Source organism: Pseudomonas sp. s4, assembly GCF_046764235.1.
Taxonomy (GTDB): domain Bacteria; phylum Pseudomonadota; class Gammaproteobacteria; order Pseudomonadales; family Pseudomonadaceae; genus Aquipseudomonas; species Aquipseudomonas asiatica.
In genome coordinates this window covers 5,767,748-5,785,251 of the sequence record NZ_CP177209.1, presented here as the reverse complement: position 1 = coordinate 5,785,251, position 17,504 = coordinate 5,767,748, and the positions used below count along the sequence as shown (strand labels likewise).

Here is a 17,504-nt window from a genome sequence, read left to right as displayed (position 1 = left end):
CCCGCAGCGATGCGGGTTTTTTCATTTTTGGGTGTTAGAACCTTGCGCGGGCATGCCCGCGAAAAGGCCGGCACATATTCCCGGCAAAGCGACCGTTAGTCGGCTACCGTATAGTTGAGGCACTGATAGCGTTCTGATTGCATTGCGTGTTATCCGCTCAGGTCTAGAGTACTAGTGGATCCAACCGTATCTTGAAGTCGGTCACATAATAGAGAAGCAGCATGGATGGCGCTCAACCTCACCCTCAGCCACTGGATGGCAACTCGGTTCTTCTGGTGGTAGACGATTACCCCGAAAACCTCATCAGCATGCGGGCATTGCTGGCCCGTCAGGATTGGCAGGTGTTGACGGCAAACTCGGGGATGGAAGCCCTGGGTGCTTTGCTTGAACACGATGTCGACCTGGTGCTGCTGGATGTACAGATGCCGGAGATGGACGGCTTCGAAGTCGCCCGACTGATGCGCGGCAGCCAGCGCACTCGGCTGACCCCGATCATTTTCCTCACCGCCAATGAACAGTCCGAAGCGGCCGTGCTCAAGGGTTACGCCAGTGGCGCCGTGGACTACATGTTCAAACCGTTCGACCCGCAAATTCTCAAGCCCAAGGTCCAGGCCCTGCTCGACCAGCAGCGCAATCGGCGCATGCTGCAGCGCCTGACCCGTGAGCTGGAAACGGCCAGGGCTTTCAACGCGTCGATCCTGGAGAACGCTGCCGAGGGCATTCTGGTGGTGGATGCCCAAGGCATCATCAGCTTTGCCAACCCGGCCATTTCCCGTTTGTTGTCAGCGCCAGTCCAGCAGTTGCAGGGCGCCCATCTGCTCGATTTGGTGCAACTGGCCAGTGCCTGCTTGTGGAACGAGTCGGAGTTCTACCAGGCTTACTTAGGGGGGCGCATCTTCCGTGTTCACGATGCCCAGCTGCGCACCCTTGGCGGGGAGCTGGTGCCGGTGGCGTTGTCCTGTGCTCCACTGCCGGCCGAGCAACAGGCCATGGTGGTCACCGTGCTGGACATGTCGGTGGTGCGCAACCTGCACCAGCAGCTGGAGTACCAGGCCGTCACCGACCCGCTTACCGGCCTGCTCAACCGCCGCGGGTTCTACCAGGCCGCCGAAGGTGCGCTGCTGCGCAACGAGCGCTCGGACAAGGCACAGGCGCTGATGTACATGGACCTGGATGGCTTCAAACGCATAAACGACTCGCTCGGCCACGACGCGGGCGACCGGGTGCTGCACTGGGTGGCCGAACAGCTCAAGGATTGCCTGGGCAGTGAAGCGCTGCTGGCGCGCATGGGCGGGGACGAGTTCACTGCACTGTTCGACAGCCTGCCTTACCCGGAGCAGGCTGGGCGCTATGCCGAGCGGTTGCTGGAACGCATTTCCATCAGCCACCAGGTGGAAGGGCTGGATGTGAGCCTTGGGGTGAGCATTGGCATCGCCACTTATCCGGATTGCGGGGCCAATGTCGAAGGCCTGCTGCGCGCGGCCGATGCGGCGATGTACGCAGCGAAGCAGGCCGGGCGCCAGCAATATCGCTTCTACGATCAGGAACTCAATGGCAGGGCACGTTCGCGGCTGATGCTCGAGGACAGCGTACGCACGGCCGTGGAGCAGCAAGACTTCACTCTGGTTTATCAACCGCAGGTCGGCTTCATCGATGGCCGCCTGCGTGGCTTCGAGGCCTTGTTGCGCTGGCAGCATCCCAGTGTCGGCGACGTACCGCCGGGGCTGTTCATCCCGTTGCTGGAAGAGGCGCGCTTGATCAACCGCCTGGCCAGCTGGATCTACCGCCAGGGCGCGGCCCAGCGCCAGGCCTGGTGCCAGCGTTTCTCGGCGGACCTGGTGCTGGGTATCAGCCTGAGCCGCGCGCAGTTCGCCATGCCCAGCCTGGTAGACGAACTGCACCGGGTCATCCAGCTTTACCAGTTGGACCCGGCGCAGCTGGAGGTGGAAGTGGCGGAAACCTCGCTGATGTACAACATCGATGCGGCGGTGAAACAGATACACCGCTTGCGTGAGCTGGGTGTGCGGGTGGCGCTGGATGACTTTGGTGCCGGCGACTGTTCGTTGCGCATGTTGCGCGACCTGCCGATCGATACCCTCAAGCTCGACCGCCACCTGGTGGCGCGCTTGCCCGACTCGGTGGTGGATGCCGCGCTGGTGCGCAGCGTCATCGGCCTGTGCCTCGACTACAGCATCACGGTGATCGCCGAGGGGGTGGAAACCCCGGCTCAGGCAGCCTGGCTCAAAGCCAATGGCTGTGAGTACGTGCAGGGGTTCCTGGTGGCTTACCCGATGACCGCCACGGATGCCAGCAGCTTCCCGGCGATTTTCTCCTGGCCGGGGCCATGATTGGCTAGAATCGGCATTCGTTACACCGAATGCAGCGCCATGACCGTATTACGATATTTGCAAGCTTATCCGCCGCACCTGCAGCAGCAAGTGCGGCAGATGATCGACAGCGACCGCCTGGGCGAGTACCTGCAGCGCCGCTACCCCGACCGCCATGACGTGCAGAACGACAAGGCGTTGTACGGCTATGCCCAGGATTTGCGCCAGCAATACCTGCGCAGCGCGCCGAACCTGGACAAGGTGCTGTTCGACAATCGTCTCGACCTGACCCATCGGGCCCTGGGCCTGAATACGGCGATATCAAGGGTGCAGGGCGGCAAGCTCAAGGCGAAGAAGGAAATCCGCATTGCCTCGCTGTTCAAGGAGGCCGCGCCGCAGTTCTTGCGCATGATCGTGGTGCACGAACTGGCACACCTGCGCGAGCGCGACCACAACAAGGCGTTCTACCAGCTCTGCCAGCACATGGAGCCGGACTACCACCAACTGGAATTCGACCTGCGCGTCTACCTGACCTATCGGGAGCTGCCGGGCAACTGTTAAGGACCACGCAGCATGGAAGTGAGCAAGACCAAGAGCAGCTTCTACCGGCGCCTGTACGTAGCCTGGCTGATCGACAGCCAGACCGCGACCAGCGTTCCGGCCCTGATGGAAGCGACCGGCATGCCCCGGCGCACCGCCCAGGACACCATTGCGGCACTAGCCGACCTGGATATCGTCTGCGAGTTCGAACAGCAGGAAGGCGCGCGCAACCACGCCGGGCATTACCGCATTCATGACTGGGGGGCGATCGACAAGCAGTGGATCATCCAGCATCTGCGGCAGGTTCGCGAAGTGCTGGGGTATCCCTGATCCACTGCGGGCTGCTTTGCAGCCCGGCGATCTCATCCCTTGCGCATCCCGATATGCGGAATGTCGTCCTCAAGATATTCCTCGCCCACCACAGCGAACCCATGCCGGGCATAGAACGCCTGCAAATGCGCCTGCGCCGACAGATAAACCGGCACCCCCGGCCAGCAATGCTCCGCTGCCTTCAACCCCTTGAGCAGCAAGGTATGCCCCAGCTTCAGCTTGCGCGCCGCGGGTGCAGTCACCACCCGCCCGATCACCACATCCCCACCCTGGGATTGCGGGTCGAGCAGGCGCAGGTAGGCCACCAGCTTGTCATCCTGCCAGCCCATCAGGTGCAGGGTATCGCCGGTCAGGTCTTGGCCATCGACTTCCTGGTAGGCGCAGCGTTGCTCGACCACGAACACTTCCGTGCGTAACTGCAGAATGGCGTAGAGCTGGTCCTTGCTGAGATCGGTGTGGTGCTTGCAAAGCCAGTCGATGGACATTGGTGCGAACTCCTTGAGTGGACCGTCGATCATCGCATGATGCACGTGCCACGGCCAAAATAGAGGCTAAATGACACTATTGGCCGCTGCCCTCGGCGACGCCTTTGTGTAATCTCATTGGCAGTGTGTGCCCTCCATTGCGAAAGGACGTGAGCATGCGGCCACTGCTTTGTGTTCTGGGATTGTTGGCAATGATGCTTGCAACACCCGCCCTGGGTCACGAAAAGCTGCGGCTGGTGGCCGACAATTGGCCGCCGTTCACCGATGCCAGCATGCCGGGCGGTGGCCTGGCGACCAGCATCGTCACCACGGCGCTGGCCCGGGCCGGCTACACCAGTGGGGTCGAAGAGGCTCCTTGGGCGCGGGCTCTGCTGGGGGTGAGCGAGGGGCGTTACGACGTACTGATCAACGCCTGGTACAACGACTCGCGCGCCAGCATCGGGCAGTTTTCCGAAGCCTACCTGGTCAACCGCATTCGCCTGTTGCAACGCAAGGGCGAGGCGTTTCGTTACAAGCGCCAGTCAGATTTGTACCCCTACAGCATCGCTGTGGTGCGTGATTACGCCTATTCTCCCGCGTTCGACCGCGACACTCGCCTGCACAAGGTGGCGGTGCGCAACTTTCCCTCTGCGGTACGCATGCTGGCGGCAGGGCGGGTGGACCTGGCGGTGGAAGACGAGTACGTGGCCCGTTACAACTTGCAGCGCGAGCTGCCGGAGGTACGCGATGGGGTGATGCTGGTGGAGCCGCCGTTGGGAGAGAACACCCTGCATATCCTGGTCAGCCTGAAAAACCCGGAGCATGCGCGGATCGTCGAGCGGTTCGAGCAGGCGATTGCGGCGATGAAGGCGGATGGCAGCTATGCGCGGCTCATGCGCCAGCATGGCTTTTGATCTATATCGCCTGTGCCGGCCTCTTCGCGGGTAAACCCGCTCCCACAGGTATTACACAGGACTTGAAACTTGTGGGGTTCCTGTGGGAGCGGGTTCACCCGCGAAGAGGCCGGCACAGACGATATTACAACTCAGGCCGGTGCACCTTCCTTGATCAAATGCGCTGCCAAGGTCCGCAGCGGCCCCAACTGCCGGCAGATCAACGCCAACTGCGTCTGTACCAGCCGCTGGTGCTCGTCCAGCTCTTCCGGCATCTGCTCCAGGGCATTGGCCAGCGCCTCTTCGGCATCACTGTGAATCGCCACTGGTAGCCGCGCGGCCAGGCCGTTGGCAATCTCGTCCAGGCTGCTGGCCAGGCTTTGCCCGGCACCTTCGATCAATTGCTCCTGCACCTCCGCCGGCAAGGCGGTGTCGCGGTGCGCGCCCAGCCCCGAGAGGTAGCTGAGCAAGGTATGCGACAGCACCAGGAAGCGGAAGCCGACGTCGGCCTCCTTCCGGAAATGCCCCGGCTCCATCAGCATGTTGGCCAAGGTGGTGGACAGCGCCGCGTCGGCGTTGTGGGCGTTGCGCCGGGCCAGGCGGTAGGCCAAATCATCGCGCTTGCCGTGGGCATACTGCTGCATGATCTGCCGCAGGTACACGCTGGCGCAGGCCAGCGTATTGGCCAGCGCCTTGTTCAGCCGTCGCCCCTGCCAGTCGGGAAGGAACAGGAACACCGCAAGGATGGCGATCAGGCTACCGACCAGGGTATCGAACAGACGCGGCAGGAACAGGCCATAGCCATCGCCGATCTGGTTGAAGCAGAACAGCACCATCAGGGTGATCGCGGCTGTTGCCAAGGTGTAACGGGTGGTGCGGTTGACGAAGAACACCACCCCGGCGACCACGGCGAACAACGACTGGATGACCGGGTTGGGGAACAGGTCGAACAATGCCCAGCCTACTGTCAGGCCGACGGCGGTGCCGGCTATCCGCTGCACCAGCTTGCGTCGGGTCGCACCGTAGTTGGGCTGGCACACGAACAGCGTGGTTAGGATGATCCAGTAGCCCTGAGTGGGGTGGATCAGGTGCACCATGCCATAGCCGATCGACAACGCCAGGGGTAGGCGCAGGGCATGGCGGAACAGCAGCGAGGTCGGCGTCAGTTGGGTGCGCAGTCGGGTCCACACATCCTTCAGCGAGCGTGGCGAGCGGTCGAGCAGGCTGCTATCGCTGGTGTCGGCCAGGCTGTCCGGGTTGCTGGCGGCGCTGAGCAGGCGGTCGAGCGTCGCCAGGTTGGCCGCCAGTGCCCGCAGCGAGCGAAGCAGGCCACGCCAGGCCGGGTTGTTCTGCGTGCGCAGGTGTTCCAGCGAGGCGTTGAGGTCTTCGAGGGCTTCGGGATAACCGCTGGCCAGCACGAACGGCTGGCGCAGGCGGATCGATCGGGCCAGCTCCTGGCAGGACGAGCCCTGTTTGCGTAGCAGGCGCTGGCAGCGGAACATCACGTCGCTGTGGAAAAAAGCCTCGGTCAGGGCGTTGTAGGGATAGTGCGAAGCACTGACCCGTTCATGGATGTCCTGGGCCAGGAAGTACAGCTTGAGGTAGCGGCTGACCTTGGAGTTCGGCTGGCTGTTGCCCACCCGGTGCAGGATGATTTCCTTGGCCGCGTTGAGCGCCGCCACCACCTTGCCGTTCTGCTGGGCCAGCTCCAGGCGCCGGGCTTCGACGTCTAGGGTGCGGACGGGTTCGAACAGGCTGGCCTTGAGCTTGAGGTAGCTGCCCAGCTCGAAAAACAGCTTGGCCAGGCTCTGCTGCACCGGCTGGTTGGAAAACAGCGCCTGCCACAGCACCGACAGCAGCCCATACCAGGCTGCGCCCGCCACCAGCAGTAGCGGTTCGTGCCAGAAATCGGTGACTTGGCCGCCGCGCTGGTCCACGCCGATCATGGTGTACACCGCAGTGATCAGGGTCGCTGAAGCGATGGCACCATAGCGTTCGCCCAAGGCACCGAGCATCGTCAGGCCAAAGGCCGCCAAGGCCAGGGCAATGACGAATACCCACGGGTAGGGGAACAGCAGTTCGACCGCCAGTGCGGCGATGGCAAAACACACCAGGGTGACGGCCAGGGCGCTGAGGCGGCCCTGCCAGCTGTCATCGGTTTCGGCCAGGGCGCTGGCGATGATGCCGAGGAACAGCGGAATCAGCAGGGCCATTTCGTTCTGGTACCAGCACAGGGCCAGGCTGCCGGTGAGGGCGATGGTGACCCGGATGCTGTAGCTGAACTTGTCTTGACCCCACAGGCGACGCAGTGACTGACGGAACGAGCTCGATGACATGATGGCCTGCTAGGCAGTGATCAGAGAAATACCGTTCGAGGCCGTGTCATTGGGGCCGCTGTGCGGCCCATTCGCGGCACAAGGCCGCTCCTACAGTCGATCGCGTCCCCTGTAGGAGCGGCCTTGTGCCGCGAATGGGCTGCATGGCAGCCCCATGCGAATTTCGGCACTCCCAGCACGGGCCGGCAAGAAGCATTCCGTGCTGCTGAATGGATTCTACTCTACACGAACTGCGCCGCGGCGTTGGCGGAGGCCCAGGCCCACTGGAAATTGAAACCGCCCAAATGGCCAGTCACATCCAGCACTTCACCAATGAAATACAACCCAGGGCTTTTCAGCGATTCCATGGTCTTGGACGACACCTCTCGGGTATCCACGCCGCCCAGGGTCACTTCGGCAGTGCGATAGCCCTCGGTACCGGCCGGTACCACCTGCCAGTTCGCCAGCTTCTCGGCGATCTGTGCCAGTTCCGCCGGTGTGTACTGCTTCATGGGCCGGGACTCGAACCACTGCTCGGCCAGCAGGTTGGCCAGCTTGCGGGTAAATACCTCGCCCAGCACGGTTTTCAGCTCGGTGTTGGCGCGTTCGGCCTGCATCTGTTGCAGCCAGGTCAGTGCATCACGGTCGGGCAGCAGGTTGATCTCGACTGTGTCGCCTGCTTCCCAGAACGAGGAAATCTGCAAAATCGCCGGGCCGCTGAGGCCGCGGTGGGTAAACAGCAGGTTCTCGCGGAAGCTGGTGCCGTTGCAGCTGGCGGTGCAATCCAGCGATGTGCCGGACAACTCGGTGCACAGTGCCTTCAGTTGGGGCTCGGTGATGGTGAACGGCACCAGTCCGGCGCGGGTCGGCAGCAGGGTGTGGCCGAACTGGCGGGCCACCTGGTAGCCGAAGCCGGTGGCACCCAGGGTCGGGATCGACAGGCCGCCGGTGGCGATCACCAGCGACTGGCAGGCGAACTGGCCGCCGCTGGTCTGCAGCAGGTAGCCCCCTTCGGTCTTCTCGATCTGCTCGATGCTGGTGTGCATGCGGATCTCGGCGCCGGCCTCATCGCATTCGGCCAGCAGCATGTCGAGGATGTCACTGGCCTTGTTGTCGCAAAACAGCTGGCCGAGTTTCTTCTCGTGGTAGGCCACGCCGTGCTTGCACACCAGCTCGATGAAGTCCCACTGGGTGTAGCGAGCCAGGGCCGACTTGCAGAAATGCGCATTCTGCGAGAGGAAGTTGCCCGGCTCGGTATACATGTTGGTGAAGTTGCAGCGGCCGCCGCCGGACATGAGGATTTTCTTGCCCGGTTTGTTGGCGTGGTCGAGCACCAGTACCCGGCGGCCACGGCGGGCGCTGAGCTGTGCGCACATCAGGCCGGCGGCGCCGGCGCCGAGGATGATCACGTCGGTGGAGTGCACGGTGTTACCTCTTCAGGATTGCTGGGGGCTGCTTTGCAGCCCTCTCGCGACACAAGGCCGCTCCTACAGGAGTTTGCGATCCCCTGTAGGAGCGGCCTTGTGTCGCGAAAGGGCCGCAAAGCGGCCCCAAAATTAGGTCAGACGATGCGGACTTTCAGGGAGCGCCCCTTGATCTTGCCGCTGTTCAAGCGCTGCATGGCCTGCTTGGCCAGCGGTCGCTCCACGGCCACGAACGCCTGGAAATCGAAGATCGCAATCTTGCCCACCTGCTTGCCGGGGATACCGGCATCACCGGTCAACGCCCCGAGGATGTCACCCGGGCGCAGCTTGTCCTTGCGCCCGGCAGCGATGCACAGGGTGCTCATAAGCGGCAGCAGCGGTTCGCCACCCTTGTGCTTCAGGCTGTCCAGCTGGTCCCAGCGCAGCGGGCTCTTCTGCAGGTCTTCGATGGCCTGGGCGCGGTGGCCTTCGGCCGGTGCCACCAGGCTGACCGCAATGCCTTTCTCGCCAGCACGGCCGGTGCGGCCGACACGGTGCACATGGATTTCCGCATCACGCGCCAGTTCGACGTTGATGACCATGTCCAGGCCATCGATGTCCAGGCCGCGGGCGGCCACATCGGTAGCCACCAGCACCGAGCTGCTGCGGTTGGCGAACATGGTCAGCACCTGGTCGCGGTCGCGCTGCTCCAGGTCGCCATGCAGGGCCTGGGCAACGATGCCCTTGGCGGTCAGGTGGGCGACCACATCCTCGCACTGCTGCTTGGTGAAGCAGAACGCCACGCAGGACTGCGGGCGGTAGTGGCCGAGCACGCGGGTGACCGCCTCGAGGCGCTGTTGCGGGTCGATCTCGATGAAGCGCTGCTCGATCTGATTGTCGGCATGCAGGCTCTCGACCTTGACCTGTTGCGGGTTGCGCATGAAGTCGGCGGCCAGTTGCTTGATGCCGGCCGGGTAGGTGGCCGAGAACAGCAGGGTCTGGCGGCGCGACGGGGTCTTGCCGATGATGCTGGCGATGGCATCGAAGAAGCCCATGTCGAGCATGCGGTCGGCCTCGTCCAGCACCAGGGTGTTCAGCCCGTCGAGCACCAGGGTGCCTTTGTCCAGGTGCTGCTGGATGCGCCCTGGGGTGCCGACGATGATGTGTGCGCCGTGCTCCAGCGAAGCGATCTGCGGGCCCAGCGAAACGCCGCCGCACAGGGTCAGGATCTTGATGTTGTCCTCGGCGCGGGCCAGGCGGCGCAGCTCCTTGGCCACTTGGTCGGCGAGTTCGCGGGTAGGGCACAGCACCAGCGCCTGGCAACCGAAGTAGCGCGGGTTGATCGGGTTGAGCAGGCCGATGCCGAAGGCGGCGGTCTTGCCGCTGCCGGTCTTGGCCTGGGCGATCAGGTCCTGCCCCTTGAGGATGACCGGCAGGCTCTGGGCCTGGATCGGTGTCATCGAGGCATAGCCGAGGGCGTCCAGGTTGGCCAGCATGGCAGTGGACAGCGGCAAGGTGGCAAAGGCGGTGGATTCGGTGGTCACGAGGCGGGCCTGCGGTGCGAAGCGAAAAATGCCGCATAGTCTACCAGCCTCATGGCCATTCACCCTACGACTCCATGTGTTGTTCCGGACGACGGGCACGCCTTCCGTCCGTCGGCGACAGCTGCAGGAATATTGCCGCCGCCAGCATGGCCATCACGCCGATGGTAACGAAGGTCAGCTGGAATGCACCCAAGGTGGTTTCCACACCGTCGGCGTTTCCGGCTGCGGTAAAGCCGCCGAGCAATGCCCCTGCACATGCCACGCCCAGGCTCAGGGCCAGCTGCGCGACCACCGACAACAGGCTGTTGCCGCTGCTGGCGCTGGCGTCGTCGAGGTCGATCAGGGTTACCGTGTTCATCGCGGTGAACTGCATCGAGTTGACCGCGCCGAGCAGGCCCAGCTGAATCAGCAGCACGGCATAGGGCGTCTGTTCGTCGACCAGCCCGAGGCTGGCCAGCAGCAGGCCCAGCAGCAGGGTGTTGCCGGTGAGGATGATGCGGTAGCCAAAGCGTTCGATCAGTGGCCGGGCGATGGACTTGGCCAGCATCGCCGCAGCCGCCAGCGGGATCATGCTCATGCCGGCCTGGGCCGGCGAGTAGCCCAGCGCCACTTGCAGCAGCAACGGCACCAGGAACGGCAGGGCGCCGCTGCCCAGGCGGGCGAACAGGTTACCGAGAATACCGATGGCAAAGGTGCGCACGCGGAACAGGCTGGGTGAGAACAACGGCTCCGGGTCGCGCCCGGCGCGCAGCCAGTAGGCCGCCAGGCAGGCCATGCCGGCGAACAGCAGCAACATCACCCGCAGGTGCGGCAGGTGCAGTTCGCCCAGGCCTTCCATGGCGATGGTGATCAATACCATCGCTGCGCCAAACAGCAGGAACCCAGGGCCGTCGAACGTGGTGCGCTCGGCGCCGCGCAGGTCGGGGATGAACTTCCACACGGCATAGCAGCCGATCAGGCCGACCGGCAGGTTGAGCAGGAAGATCCAGTGCCAGCTCAGTATTTCCACCAACCAGCCGCCAACCGTCGGGCCCAGTAGCGGCCCGAGCAGGCCGGGGATGGTGATGAAGCTCATGATGCGCACCAGCTCGGTGCGCGGGTAGGCACGTAGGACTACCAAGCGCCCGACCGGCAGCATCAGCGCACCGCCCAGCCCTTGCACGACACGGGCAAAGATCAGGAAACCGAGGCTGTTGGCGGCGGCGCACAGCAGCGAGCCGAAGCTGAACAGCAGGATGGCGCTGAAGAAGATGCGCTTGGTGCCGAAGCGGTCGGCGATCCAGCCTGAGGCGGGGATCAGCAGGGCCACGGTGAGCATGTAGGCGATGATCACGCCCTGCATGCGCAGCGGGTCTTCGGCCAGCGACCGGGCCATGGCTGGCAGTGCGGTGTTGAGGATGGTGCCGTCCAGGGACTGCATGAAAAAGGCGATGGCCACCACCCAAGGGATCCAGCGGGCGGTGACAGGGTCCAGCGGGGTGCGTTCGGGCATGACTTCCTCGTTTGTCAGTGCCGGCCCTTTCGCGGGCATGCCCGCGAAGAGGCCGGTAATGCCTATCACAGTGTCAGGGTCAGGCCTTTGACCAGTGCCCCCGGCAAATGACTCGACCCGGTACTGCGCTGTCCATAGGTACTGGTCGACAGGATCATCTCGCGCTCGCTTGTCAGGTCCTCCAGCTGGCTGCCGAGCAAGCTGTACAGGCTGTCATCGAAGCGCATGGTGCTCACCGGGCCCTGGATCTGCCCGTTCTCCACCCAGAAGGTGGCGAAGCGGGTCAGCCCGGTCATGCGTGCCGCCGGCAGGTCGGAATAGTTCAGGTACCACAGGTTGCTGATGTACAGCCCGGTACCGAGCCGCTCCAGAATCTGCTCGCTCGGCAGGCTACCTGTTGCCAGGCTCAGCGCACACGGTGACTCGTAACTATCGGCGCCATTGGCCAACAGCTCGAACTCGGCCGCACTGCGCGCACTGATCAATCGCTGCCGGGCCTCGCCTTGCTGGATCAACGGCACATCCAGGCGCGGCGAGCCTTCATCGGAAAACGCAGGGCTCAGCGAACCGCTGACCTGCTCGGTGAAACTCACCAGTGGGCTCAGCCGCGCATCGCCGTTGTACAGGCGCTGCAGGGCACTGTTGCCAGTGGCCAGGGCCTGTGCGGAAAAACCGTCCCAGCACAGCATGCCGGCTATTTCGTCCATGGCCGCCGGGGCCAGGTAGGCGCGGTAGCTGCCAGGCTTCAGCGTGACGGCAGGGCGGCCAAGGAAACCCAGCTGTTCCCGCGCCTGGCGCAGGCGTGCGGTGAAGTCGTCGGCGCTCCACACTTGCCCGGCATAATTGGCCTTCACCGCCTCGCCGTTTTCGTGGAACAGGCTCCAGTCGAAGTTGAAGCTGTTGGCCTGGTGCCAGCCGAAGGCCCCGAACGAGCTGGCGAAGCCCCGGCAGATGGGGCCGGCGGCGTAGATGCCGACAAGGTCAAGGTCGCCGGCTTCGCGCTCGAGCAAGGTCAGCACATCGCTCAGTTCGGGCAGCGGCTGCTCCTGCTGGCTGTGGCTGTGCCAGGCGCTTTCGTCCAGGCGCAGGTACGGATCGACCGCCAGCAGTGGCAAGGTCTGGCGCAGTTGCTCCAGGGCCGTGAACAGACGCTGGCTATCCAGTTGCGTGTCACCACTCAAGGTCACCTGTTGCTCTGCCTGGCGGCCATCGCGGATCAGCCGCAGTTGCGCGCCGGCCTGGTTCACGGTGCCGGCCTGGCGCACCTTGGCATGGTTGAAACGCACGAATTGCGATTGTTCGGCGCTGTAGCCGAGGGTGAACTGTTCGCCCGTCTGCAGGGCTTTGCGCACATCCCCGACCAGGGTTTCGAAAGCGTGTTTCATCAGGCGTCTCCTCCGAATACGTCGATCTGGCGGAACACGCAGGCCGGCGAGGCATGCCCCACCCGTACCACCTGGTTGGGTTCGCCCTTGCCGCAGTTGGGCGTGCCCAGCACCTGGAAGGTACTGCTGTCGCCGACCGCCGCCAGGTTGCGCCAGAACTGCGCGGAGATACCACGGTAGTTGGGGTTCTTGACGATGCCCTTGAGCTCGCCGTTTTCGATCAGTTGGCCCCATTCACAGCCGAACTGGAACTTGTTTCGAGCATCATCAATGGACCAGGAACGGTTGGTGCGCATCAGGATGCCGTGCTCGATGCCTTTCACCAGCTGATCCAGGCTCTGGTCGCCCGGCTCGATGTTGAGGTTGGCCATGCGGTCGATCGGCGCACGGTTCCAGCCGCAGGCGCGGCTGTTAGCCACGCCGTCGAGGCCGGAGCGGAACTGCGACAGCGCACCACCCAGCGGGCGCAGCAGCAGGCCATCGCGGATCAGGAACTGCTTGCTGGCCTGGGTGCCGTCATCATCGAAGCTGTAGCTGGCCAGCTCTTCGCCGATGGTCGGGTCGAAGGTCACGTTGAGCAGCGCGGAGCCGTACTGCAGGTGGCCGAAGTCATCGGCTTTGACGAAGCTGGTACCTGCGTAGTTGCGTTCGTCGCCGAGAATGCGGTCCATCTCCAGCGGGTGGCCGATGGATTCGTGGATCTGCAGCATCATCTGGTCCGGCATCAACAGCAGGTCGCGCGGGCCGCTGGGGGTGTTCGGCGCCAGCAGCAGTTGCAGCGCCTCGTCGGCCACCCGGCGGGCAGCACCGACCAGGCCGCAGCGCTCGATGACCTCGAAGCCGCCCTGCTGGCCGAAGTTGTCGCGGCCCAGGCTGCGGCTCTGGCTGTCCTGGCCGTCGCTGGCGGTCACCCCCAGGCCCGGGAACAGGAAGCGCTGGGCGTGGCGTAGCTCGGCGCCGGCCGAGTTCAGGTAGGTCTGCTCGACCAGGCTCAGGCCCAGGCTGGCCTGCCAGTCCACCAGGCGGCTGTCCTTGGGCACGCTGGCCGATTCGGCAGCGAGCAGGCCAAGGCAGTCGGCAAGGTTGGGCACGGGTTGGTCGAAGTTGGGCGAAATGTGGTCGTGGCGTGCGCTGGTCACCGGTTGCTCGCGCAGGTCCAGCAGGTTGTATCGGGCGATCTGCCTAGCCAGCGCCTCGGCCTGCTCCAGGGCGCGCTGCAGGCCGGCCTGGGACAGGTCGGCGGTGGCGGCATAGGCTTCCACGCCATTCACCCGCACGGTGAGCATGGCGCCCTCGTCCTGGCTGAAGAAGGGTGGTTCCGCGACGTTGCGGCGAACCGACAGCGCCTGGTGCGACTGTTTCACATGGCGCAGGGAAAACAGCTCGGCCGTACTGCGCAGCGTGGCAAAGCGCTGGCGCAGCAGGGCGCTGGTATCGAACATGTGGAAGCCTCCGTGTACACGGTGGCTCCCCCTTAGAACCACTCGTCCTGCATGGCGAGGCAAGTGTCGTCGCGCGCCTCGAGCAATGCCAGCTCATTATGGCAGCCAGGTACCTCCCAGGTCAGGAAATAACGCGCTGCCTGCAGCTTGCCGAGGTAGAAGTCGCGGTCGGTGGGTTTGCCCTTGAGCAGGCCGAGTTCGGCATGGATCGCCTGTTCCAGCCAGCGCCAGCCAATCACGCAGTGGCCGAAGGCCTTGAGGTAGAGAGCCGAGTTGGCCAGGGCGCCGGCGACTTTGCCCTCGGCCAGGTCACCCAGCAACGCCAGCGTCACACCTTGCAGGCGGTTGACCAGTTGCTCCAGCGGCTGGCGCAGTGGGTCGAGGTTCGCATGGTGGCTGGCGCGCTCACCGGTGGCAGCGATCGACCGGATCAACTGCTTGAGGCCGGCGCCATTGTTCTGCGCCAGCTTGCGGCCCAGCAGGTCGAGCGACTGGATGCCCTCGGTGCCTTCATGGATCGGGTTCAGGCGGTTGTCGCGGTAGTACTGTTCTACCGGGTACTCGCGGGTGTAGCCGTGGCCCCCGAGGATCTGGATCGCCAGTTCATTGGCCTTGAGGCAGAACGTCGAGGGCCAGGATTTGACGATCGGGGTCAGCAGGTCGAGCAGTTCCTGCGCCTGCTTGCGGGCCCTTTCGTCGCTGGCAGTCTGGGTGTCGTCGAACAGGCGCGCGGCATACAGACCCAGGTCGAAGGCGCCCTCCACGTAGGCCTTCTGTGCCAGCAGCATACGTTTCACATCGCTGTGCTCGATGATCGGCACAGCGGGGCTGTGCGGGTCTTTGTTGTCCGGCAACCGACCCTGCGGGCGCTGGCGGGCGTACTCCAGCGAATACAGGTAGCCGGCGTAACCGAGCATCACTGCGCCCATGCCGACACCGATGCGTGCCTCGTTCATCATCTGGAACATGCAGGCCAGGCCCTGGTGCGGCTGGCCGACCAGGTAGCCGACGCACTGGCCGTTGTCGCCGAAGTTCAGCGCGGTGGAGGTAGTACCGCGCCAGCCCATCTTGTGGAACAGCCCTGCCAGCAGCACATCGTTGCGCGGGCCACGGCTGCCATCTTCGTTGACCAGGTACTTGGGTACGATGAACAGCGAGATGCCCTTCACGCCGGGCGGAGCATCCGGAAGCTTGGCCAGAACCATATGCACGATGTTCTCCGACAGCTCGTGATCTCCGCCGGAAATGAAAATCTTGTTGCCCTTGAGCCGGTAGCTGCCGTCACCGGCAGGTTCGGCGCGGGTGCGGATATCGGCCAGCGACGAGCCAGCGTGGGGTTCGGTCAGGGCCATGGTGCCGAAGTAGCGGCCTTCGATCATCGGCTGCAGAAACAGGCGTTTCTGTTCATCGCTGCCGAAGCTCTCGATCAGGTTGGCCGCGCCCATGGTCAGGAACGGGTAGGCCGTGGTGCCGGCGTTGGCCGCCTGGAAGTGGGCGAAGCAGGCCTGCGAAACCAGGCTCGGCAGCTGCATGCCGCCGGCTTCGAAGTCACGGTTGGCGTTGAGGAAGCCGGCTTTGAGAAAGGCGTCGACGGCGGGTTTCACTTCAGGGATCAGTTCGGCGCGGCCATCCACGTAGCGCGGCTCGTTTTCGTCGGCCTTGCGGTTGTGCGGGGCGAAAAATTTCTCTGCGATGGTGCGGGCAGTTGAAAGCGCCGCATCGAAGGTTTCGCGGCTGTGCTCGGCGAAGCGCGGGCGTTGGGTCAGGGCCTCGGCGTCGAGGACTTCGTAGAGTTCGAAGGCGAGGTTGCGGGGGTTGAGCAGGGTCTCGGGCATGGTCGCGGTCCTGAGGCGGGATGCTGCGAGTGTAGGAGGGTGGTGGGGTGGGGGACAGGTTAATAGGTTTGGGTGATATGGGTTGAGAACTCCGGGATGCCTGGTGGTTGGTCGAACAGATCACGCGGGGTGGGGGCAGTTGTTGTTTTGCCTGTTCGGGCCCTTTCGCGGGTAAACCCGCTCCCACAAGTACTGCGCAGCCCCAGCCATCAACGCTGCACCTGTAGGAGCGGGTTTACCCGCGAAAGGGCCGGAGCAGGCGCAGGAAAATGTAGAGACGTTTCCCACAAGTCAGAGTGGAACTGGACTACTGCGGATCGAATGCCATTTGGCCTTGAATGTGTGCTTTGGTGTTCGCAATGAGGCTTTTCTGATGAGTGATGTCCACAAGAACGACTTGACTGATTTCGAGGGCAAGCAACTTCCCTTCTTCGTAGTCTCGCCCCTGAAGTTTGGCGTAATGACCTTCTTCACCCTTGGTTTTTACTGGCTGTATTGCTTTTATCAGAGCTGGAAGCTGTATGGAGTGAGGACAGGAGAAAAGGTCAGCCCATTCTGGCGAAGCGCTTTTGCAGTGTTCTTCATCTACCCGTTATTGAGAAGGGTGAATGATCATATTCGCGAGTCAGGCAGAACCTACCCTTGGTCCATTCTGGGGCTCACGCTGGGCTACTACGGTATGTGTGCTGTCTGGGTGGCTGCCACTGTGATTCTGGATGATCAGTTGTGGGCGGCGTATTTTGCGGGTGTAGTCATTCAAGCAGCTTGGTTGGTCATTCTGGTGTCCATGCAGAAAGGCGCCAATTTCAGCGCGGGGGATGAGGCAGGAGTGGCCAACAGCCGTTTCACGCTGGCCAATTGGTTGTGGATGCTGCTGGCTGCCGTAATTACAGCAGCGCAGCTGTTTGCTTTGATCACACTTTCGTCCATGGCTTGAGCAGCGTCGCAGCAGAATTTGCCGGGGCCGCTTTGCGGCCCTTTCGCGGCGAAAGGCCGCCCCTGCGAAGCTCGGTATTCCGGCGCGGTTCGAAGAGGGAGCATATTGAAGAACTCGAACTTGAGCTGGCATGCGATCGCTTTCCTGTTTTGGGGAGGCATGGACGCGTTCTACATCTGCCTTTATGTTTTCCGCAGTACGGAGCGAGGTGCCATACCTTTCTGGACGGATTTCAAGGACGCATTGAGCAACATGCAGATCTGGGGAGGAGGGCTAGAGCTAATCGTCTGGCTAGGCCTGATTCTGCAGCTTTCGTTGATAGCGACCTGCGGGTTGTTTCTTATGCGTTGCCGGTTGGCTGTCTACTTGGCGATGGTGCAGATCCCCTTTCGCATCTTTTTTATCGTTCCGTCGATATCCATAATCCTGTTGTTGCCGATGCTGGCTTCCAGTATCAGTAACTCGGTGTGGATTGGGCTGATGCTGATTTCGGAGGCTGGGAAAGGCTGGTGCCTATTGTGGCTCTGGCGAAAGCGCGGGTAACGGTGTGCGCCGGGTTTTTTGGATTTTTCTACCGGTCAGTCAACCCATGCACAG

General features: G+C 63.2%; 14 protein-coding genes. 6 read left to right on the top strand and 8 right to left on the bottom strand.

Features of this window, described 5'->3' with window-relative positions; genetic code table 11:
- Positions 1 to 221 precede the first annotated feature (221 nt).
- The 3 genes from ACK56M_RS26855 to ACK56M_RS26845 are packed head-to-tail and all read left to right on the top strand — an operon-like array spanning position 222 to position 3,197.
- Positions 222 to 2,348 (top strand): putative bifunctional diguanylate cyclase/phosphodiesterase, encoded by a 2,127-nt coding sequence (locus tag ACK56M_RS26855; RefSeq protein ID WP_015272053.1) that lies wholly within the window; start codon positions 222 to 224, stop codon positions 2,346 to 2,348.
- A 39-nt stretch (positions 2,349 to 2,387) separates the two neighbouring features.
- The gene (locus ACK56M_RS26850; protein ID WP_003259625.1) at positions 2,388 to 2,888 is read left to right on the top strand and encodes a M48 family metallopeptidase; all 501 of its coding nucleotides are present in this window, start codon (positions 2,388 to 2,390) and stop codon (positions 2,886 to 2,888) included.
- Between the two features lie 12 nt (positions 2,889 to 2,900).
- Positions 2,901 to 3,197 carry a winged helix-turn-helix domain-containing protein gene (locus ACK56M_RS26845; protein ID WP_013974495.1) on the top strand — a complete coding sequence of 99 codons (297 nt, stop codon included), beginning with the start codon at positions 2,901 to 2,903 and terminating at the stop codon, positions 3,195 to 3,197.
- A 32-nt stretch (positions 3,198 to 3,229) separates the two neighbouring features.
- Here the strand turns inward: ACK56M_RS26845 and ACK56M_RS26840 are convergent, their stop codons facing one another.
- Positions 3,230 to 3,682, bottom strand: coding sequence for a GNAT family N-acetyltransferase (locus ACK56M_RS26840; protein ID WP_054572172.1), 453 nt, complete (start codon positions 3,680 to 3,682; stop codon positions 3,230 to 3,232).
- Between the two features lie 155 nt (positions 3,683 to 3,837).
- Here ACK56M_RS26840 and ACK56M_RS26835 point away from each other — a divergent pair, with 155 nt between their 5' ends.
- The gene (locus ACK56M_RS26835) at positions 3,838 to 4,575 is read left to right on the top strand and encodes a substrate-binding periplasmic protein (protein WP_043935950.1); all 738 of its coding nucleotides are present in this window, start codon (positions 3,838 to 3,840) and stop codon (positions 4,573 to 4,575) included.
- Positions 4,576 to 4,706: 131 nt separating this feature from the next.
- On the opposite strand, the gene yccS is transcribed toward ACK56M_RS26835, so the two are convergent.
- The 7 genes from yccS to ACK56M_RS26800 all read right to left on the bottom strand — a co-directional run bounded on the left by yccS (position 4,707) and on the right by ACK56M_RS26800 (position 15,970).
- The gene (gene yccS / locus ACK56M_RS26830; protein ID WP_054572171.1) at positions 4,707 to 6,890 is read right to left on the bottom strand and encodes a YccS family putative transporter; all 2,184 of its coding nucleotides are present in this window, start codon (positions 6,888 to 6,890) and stop codon (positions 4,707 to 4,709) included.
- Positions 6,891 to 7,111: 221 nt separating this feature from the next.
- Positions 7,112 to 8,293 (bottom strand): NAD(P)/FAD-dependent oxidoreductase, encoded by a 1,182-nt coding sequence (locus ACK56M_RS26825; protein WP_015272049.1) that lies wholly within the window; start codon positions 8,291 to 8,293, stop codon positions 7,112 to 7,114.
- A gap of 137 nt (positions 8,294 to 8,430) precedes the next feature.
- Positions 8,431 to 9,768: an ATP-dependent RNA helicase DbpA gene (gene dbpA, locus ACK56M_RS26820; RefSeq protein WP_230396947.1), complete on the bottom strand. Its 1,338-nt coding sequence runs from the start codon at positions 9,766 to 9,768 to the stop codon at positions 8,431 to 8,433.
- Between the two features lie 112 nt (positions 9,769 to 9,880).
- Complete coding sequence (mdtD, locus tag ACK56M_RS26815) at positions 9,881 to 11,308, bottom strand: multidrug transporter subunit MdtD (RefSeq protein ID WP_015272048.1); 1,428 nt, start codon at positions 11,306 to 11,308, stop codon at positions 9,881 to 9,883.
- 65 nt (positions 11,309 to 11,373) lie between these two features.
- A complete protein-coding gene (locus ACK56M_RS26810) occupies positions 11,374 to 12,693 on the bottom strand; it encodes a TldD/PmbA family protein (protein WP_054572170.1) in 1,320 nt (439 codons plus the stop codon).
- Positions 12,693 to 14,135, bottom strand: coding sequence for a TldD/PmbA family protein (locus ACK56M_RS26805; RefSeq protein ID WP_054572169.1), 1,443 nt, complete (start codon positions 14,133 to 14,135; stop codon positions 12,693 to 12,695). The genes ACK56M_RS26810 and ACK56M_RS26805 overlap by 1 nt, the downstream gene beginning before the upstream one ends.
- 32 nt (positions 14,136 to 14,167) lie before the next feature.
- A complete protein-coding gene (locus tag ACK56M_RS26800; protein WP_015272045.1) occupies positions 14,168 to 15,970 on the bottom strand; it encodes an acyl-CoA dehydrogenase in 1,803 nt (600 codons plus the stop codon).
- Positions 15,971 to 16,343: 373 nt separating this feature from the next.
- Between ACK56M_RS26800 and ACK56M_RS26795 the strand changes: the two genes are divergently transcribed.
- Together ACK56M_RS26795 and ACK56M_RS26790 are read left to right on the top strand one after the other, a co-directional pair.
- A complete protein-coding gene (locus tag ACK56M_RS26795) occupies positions 16,344 to 16,907 on the top strand; it encodes a hypothetical protein (RefSeq protein WP_100413006.1) in 564 nt (187 codons plus the stop codon).
- Between the two features lie 105 nt (positions 16,908 to 17,012).
- Positions 17,013 to 17,450 (top strand): hypothetical protein, encoded by a 438-nt coding sequence (locus ACK56M_RS26790; RefSeq protein WP_054572167.1) that lies wholly within the window; start codon positions 17,013 to 17,015, stop codon positions 17,448 to 17,450.
- The last annotated feature ends 54 nt before the right edge of the window (positions 17,451 to 17,504 follow it).

Excerpts from the sequence above, each read along its gene's own strand:
- ACK56M_RS26855 (WP_015272053.1), top strand. The coding sequence starts at position 222 with ATGGATGGCGCTCAACCTCACCCTCAGCCACTGGATGGCAACTCGGTT.
- ACK56M_RS26850 (WP_003259625.1), top strand. The coding sequence starts at position 2,388 with ATGACCGTATTACGATATTTGCAAGCTTATCCGCCGCACCTGCAGCAG.
- ACK56M_RS26845 (WP_013974495.1), top strand. The coding sequence starts at position 2,901 with ATGGAAGTGAGCAAGACCAAGAGCAGCTTCTACCGGCGCCTGTACGTA.
- ACK56M_RS26840 (WP_054572172.1), bottom strand. The coding sequence starts at position 3,682 with ATGTCCATCGACTGGCTTTGCAAGCACCACACCGATCTCAGCAAGGAC.
- ACK56M_RS26835 (WP_043935950.1), top strand. The coding sequence starts at position 3,838 with ATGCGGCCACTGCTTTGTGTTCTGGGATTGTTGGCAATGATGCTTGCA.
- yccS (WP_054572171.1), bottom strand. The coding sequence starts at position 6,890 with ATGTCATCGAGCTCGTTCCGTCAGTCACTGCGTCGCCTGTGGGGTCAA.
- dbpA (WP_230396947.1), bottom strand. The coding sequence starts at position 9,768 with ATGCTGGCCAACCTGGACGCCCTCGGCTATGCCTCGATGACACCGATC.
- mdtD (WP_015272048.1), bottom strand. The coding sequence starts at position 11,308 with ATGCCCGAACGCACCCCGCTGGACCCTGTCACCGCCCGCTGGATCCCT.
- ACK56M_RS26810 (WP_054572170.1), bottom strand. The coding sequence starts at position 12,693 with ATGAAACACGCTTTCGAAACCCTGGTCGGGGATGTGCGCAAAGCCCTG.
- ACK56M_RS26805 (WP_054572169.1), bottom strand. The coding sequence starts at position 14,135 with ATGTTCGATACCAGCGCCCTGCTGCGCCAGCGCTTTGCCACGCTGCGC.
- ACK56M_RS26800 (WP_015272045.1), bottom strand. The coding sequence starts at position 15,970 with ATGCCCGAGACCCTGCTCAACCCCCGCAACCTCGCCTTCGAACTCTAC.
- ACK56M_RS26795 (WP_100413006.1), top strand. The coding sequence starts at position 16,344 with ATGAGTGATGTCCACAAGAACGACTTGACTGATTTCGAGGGCAAGCAA.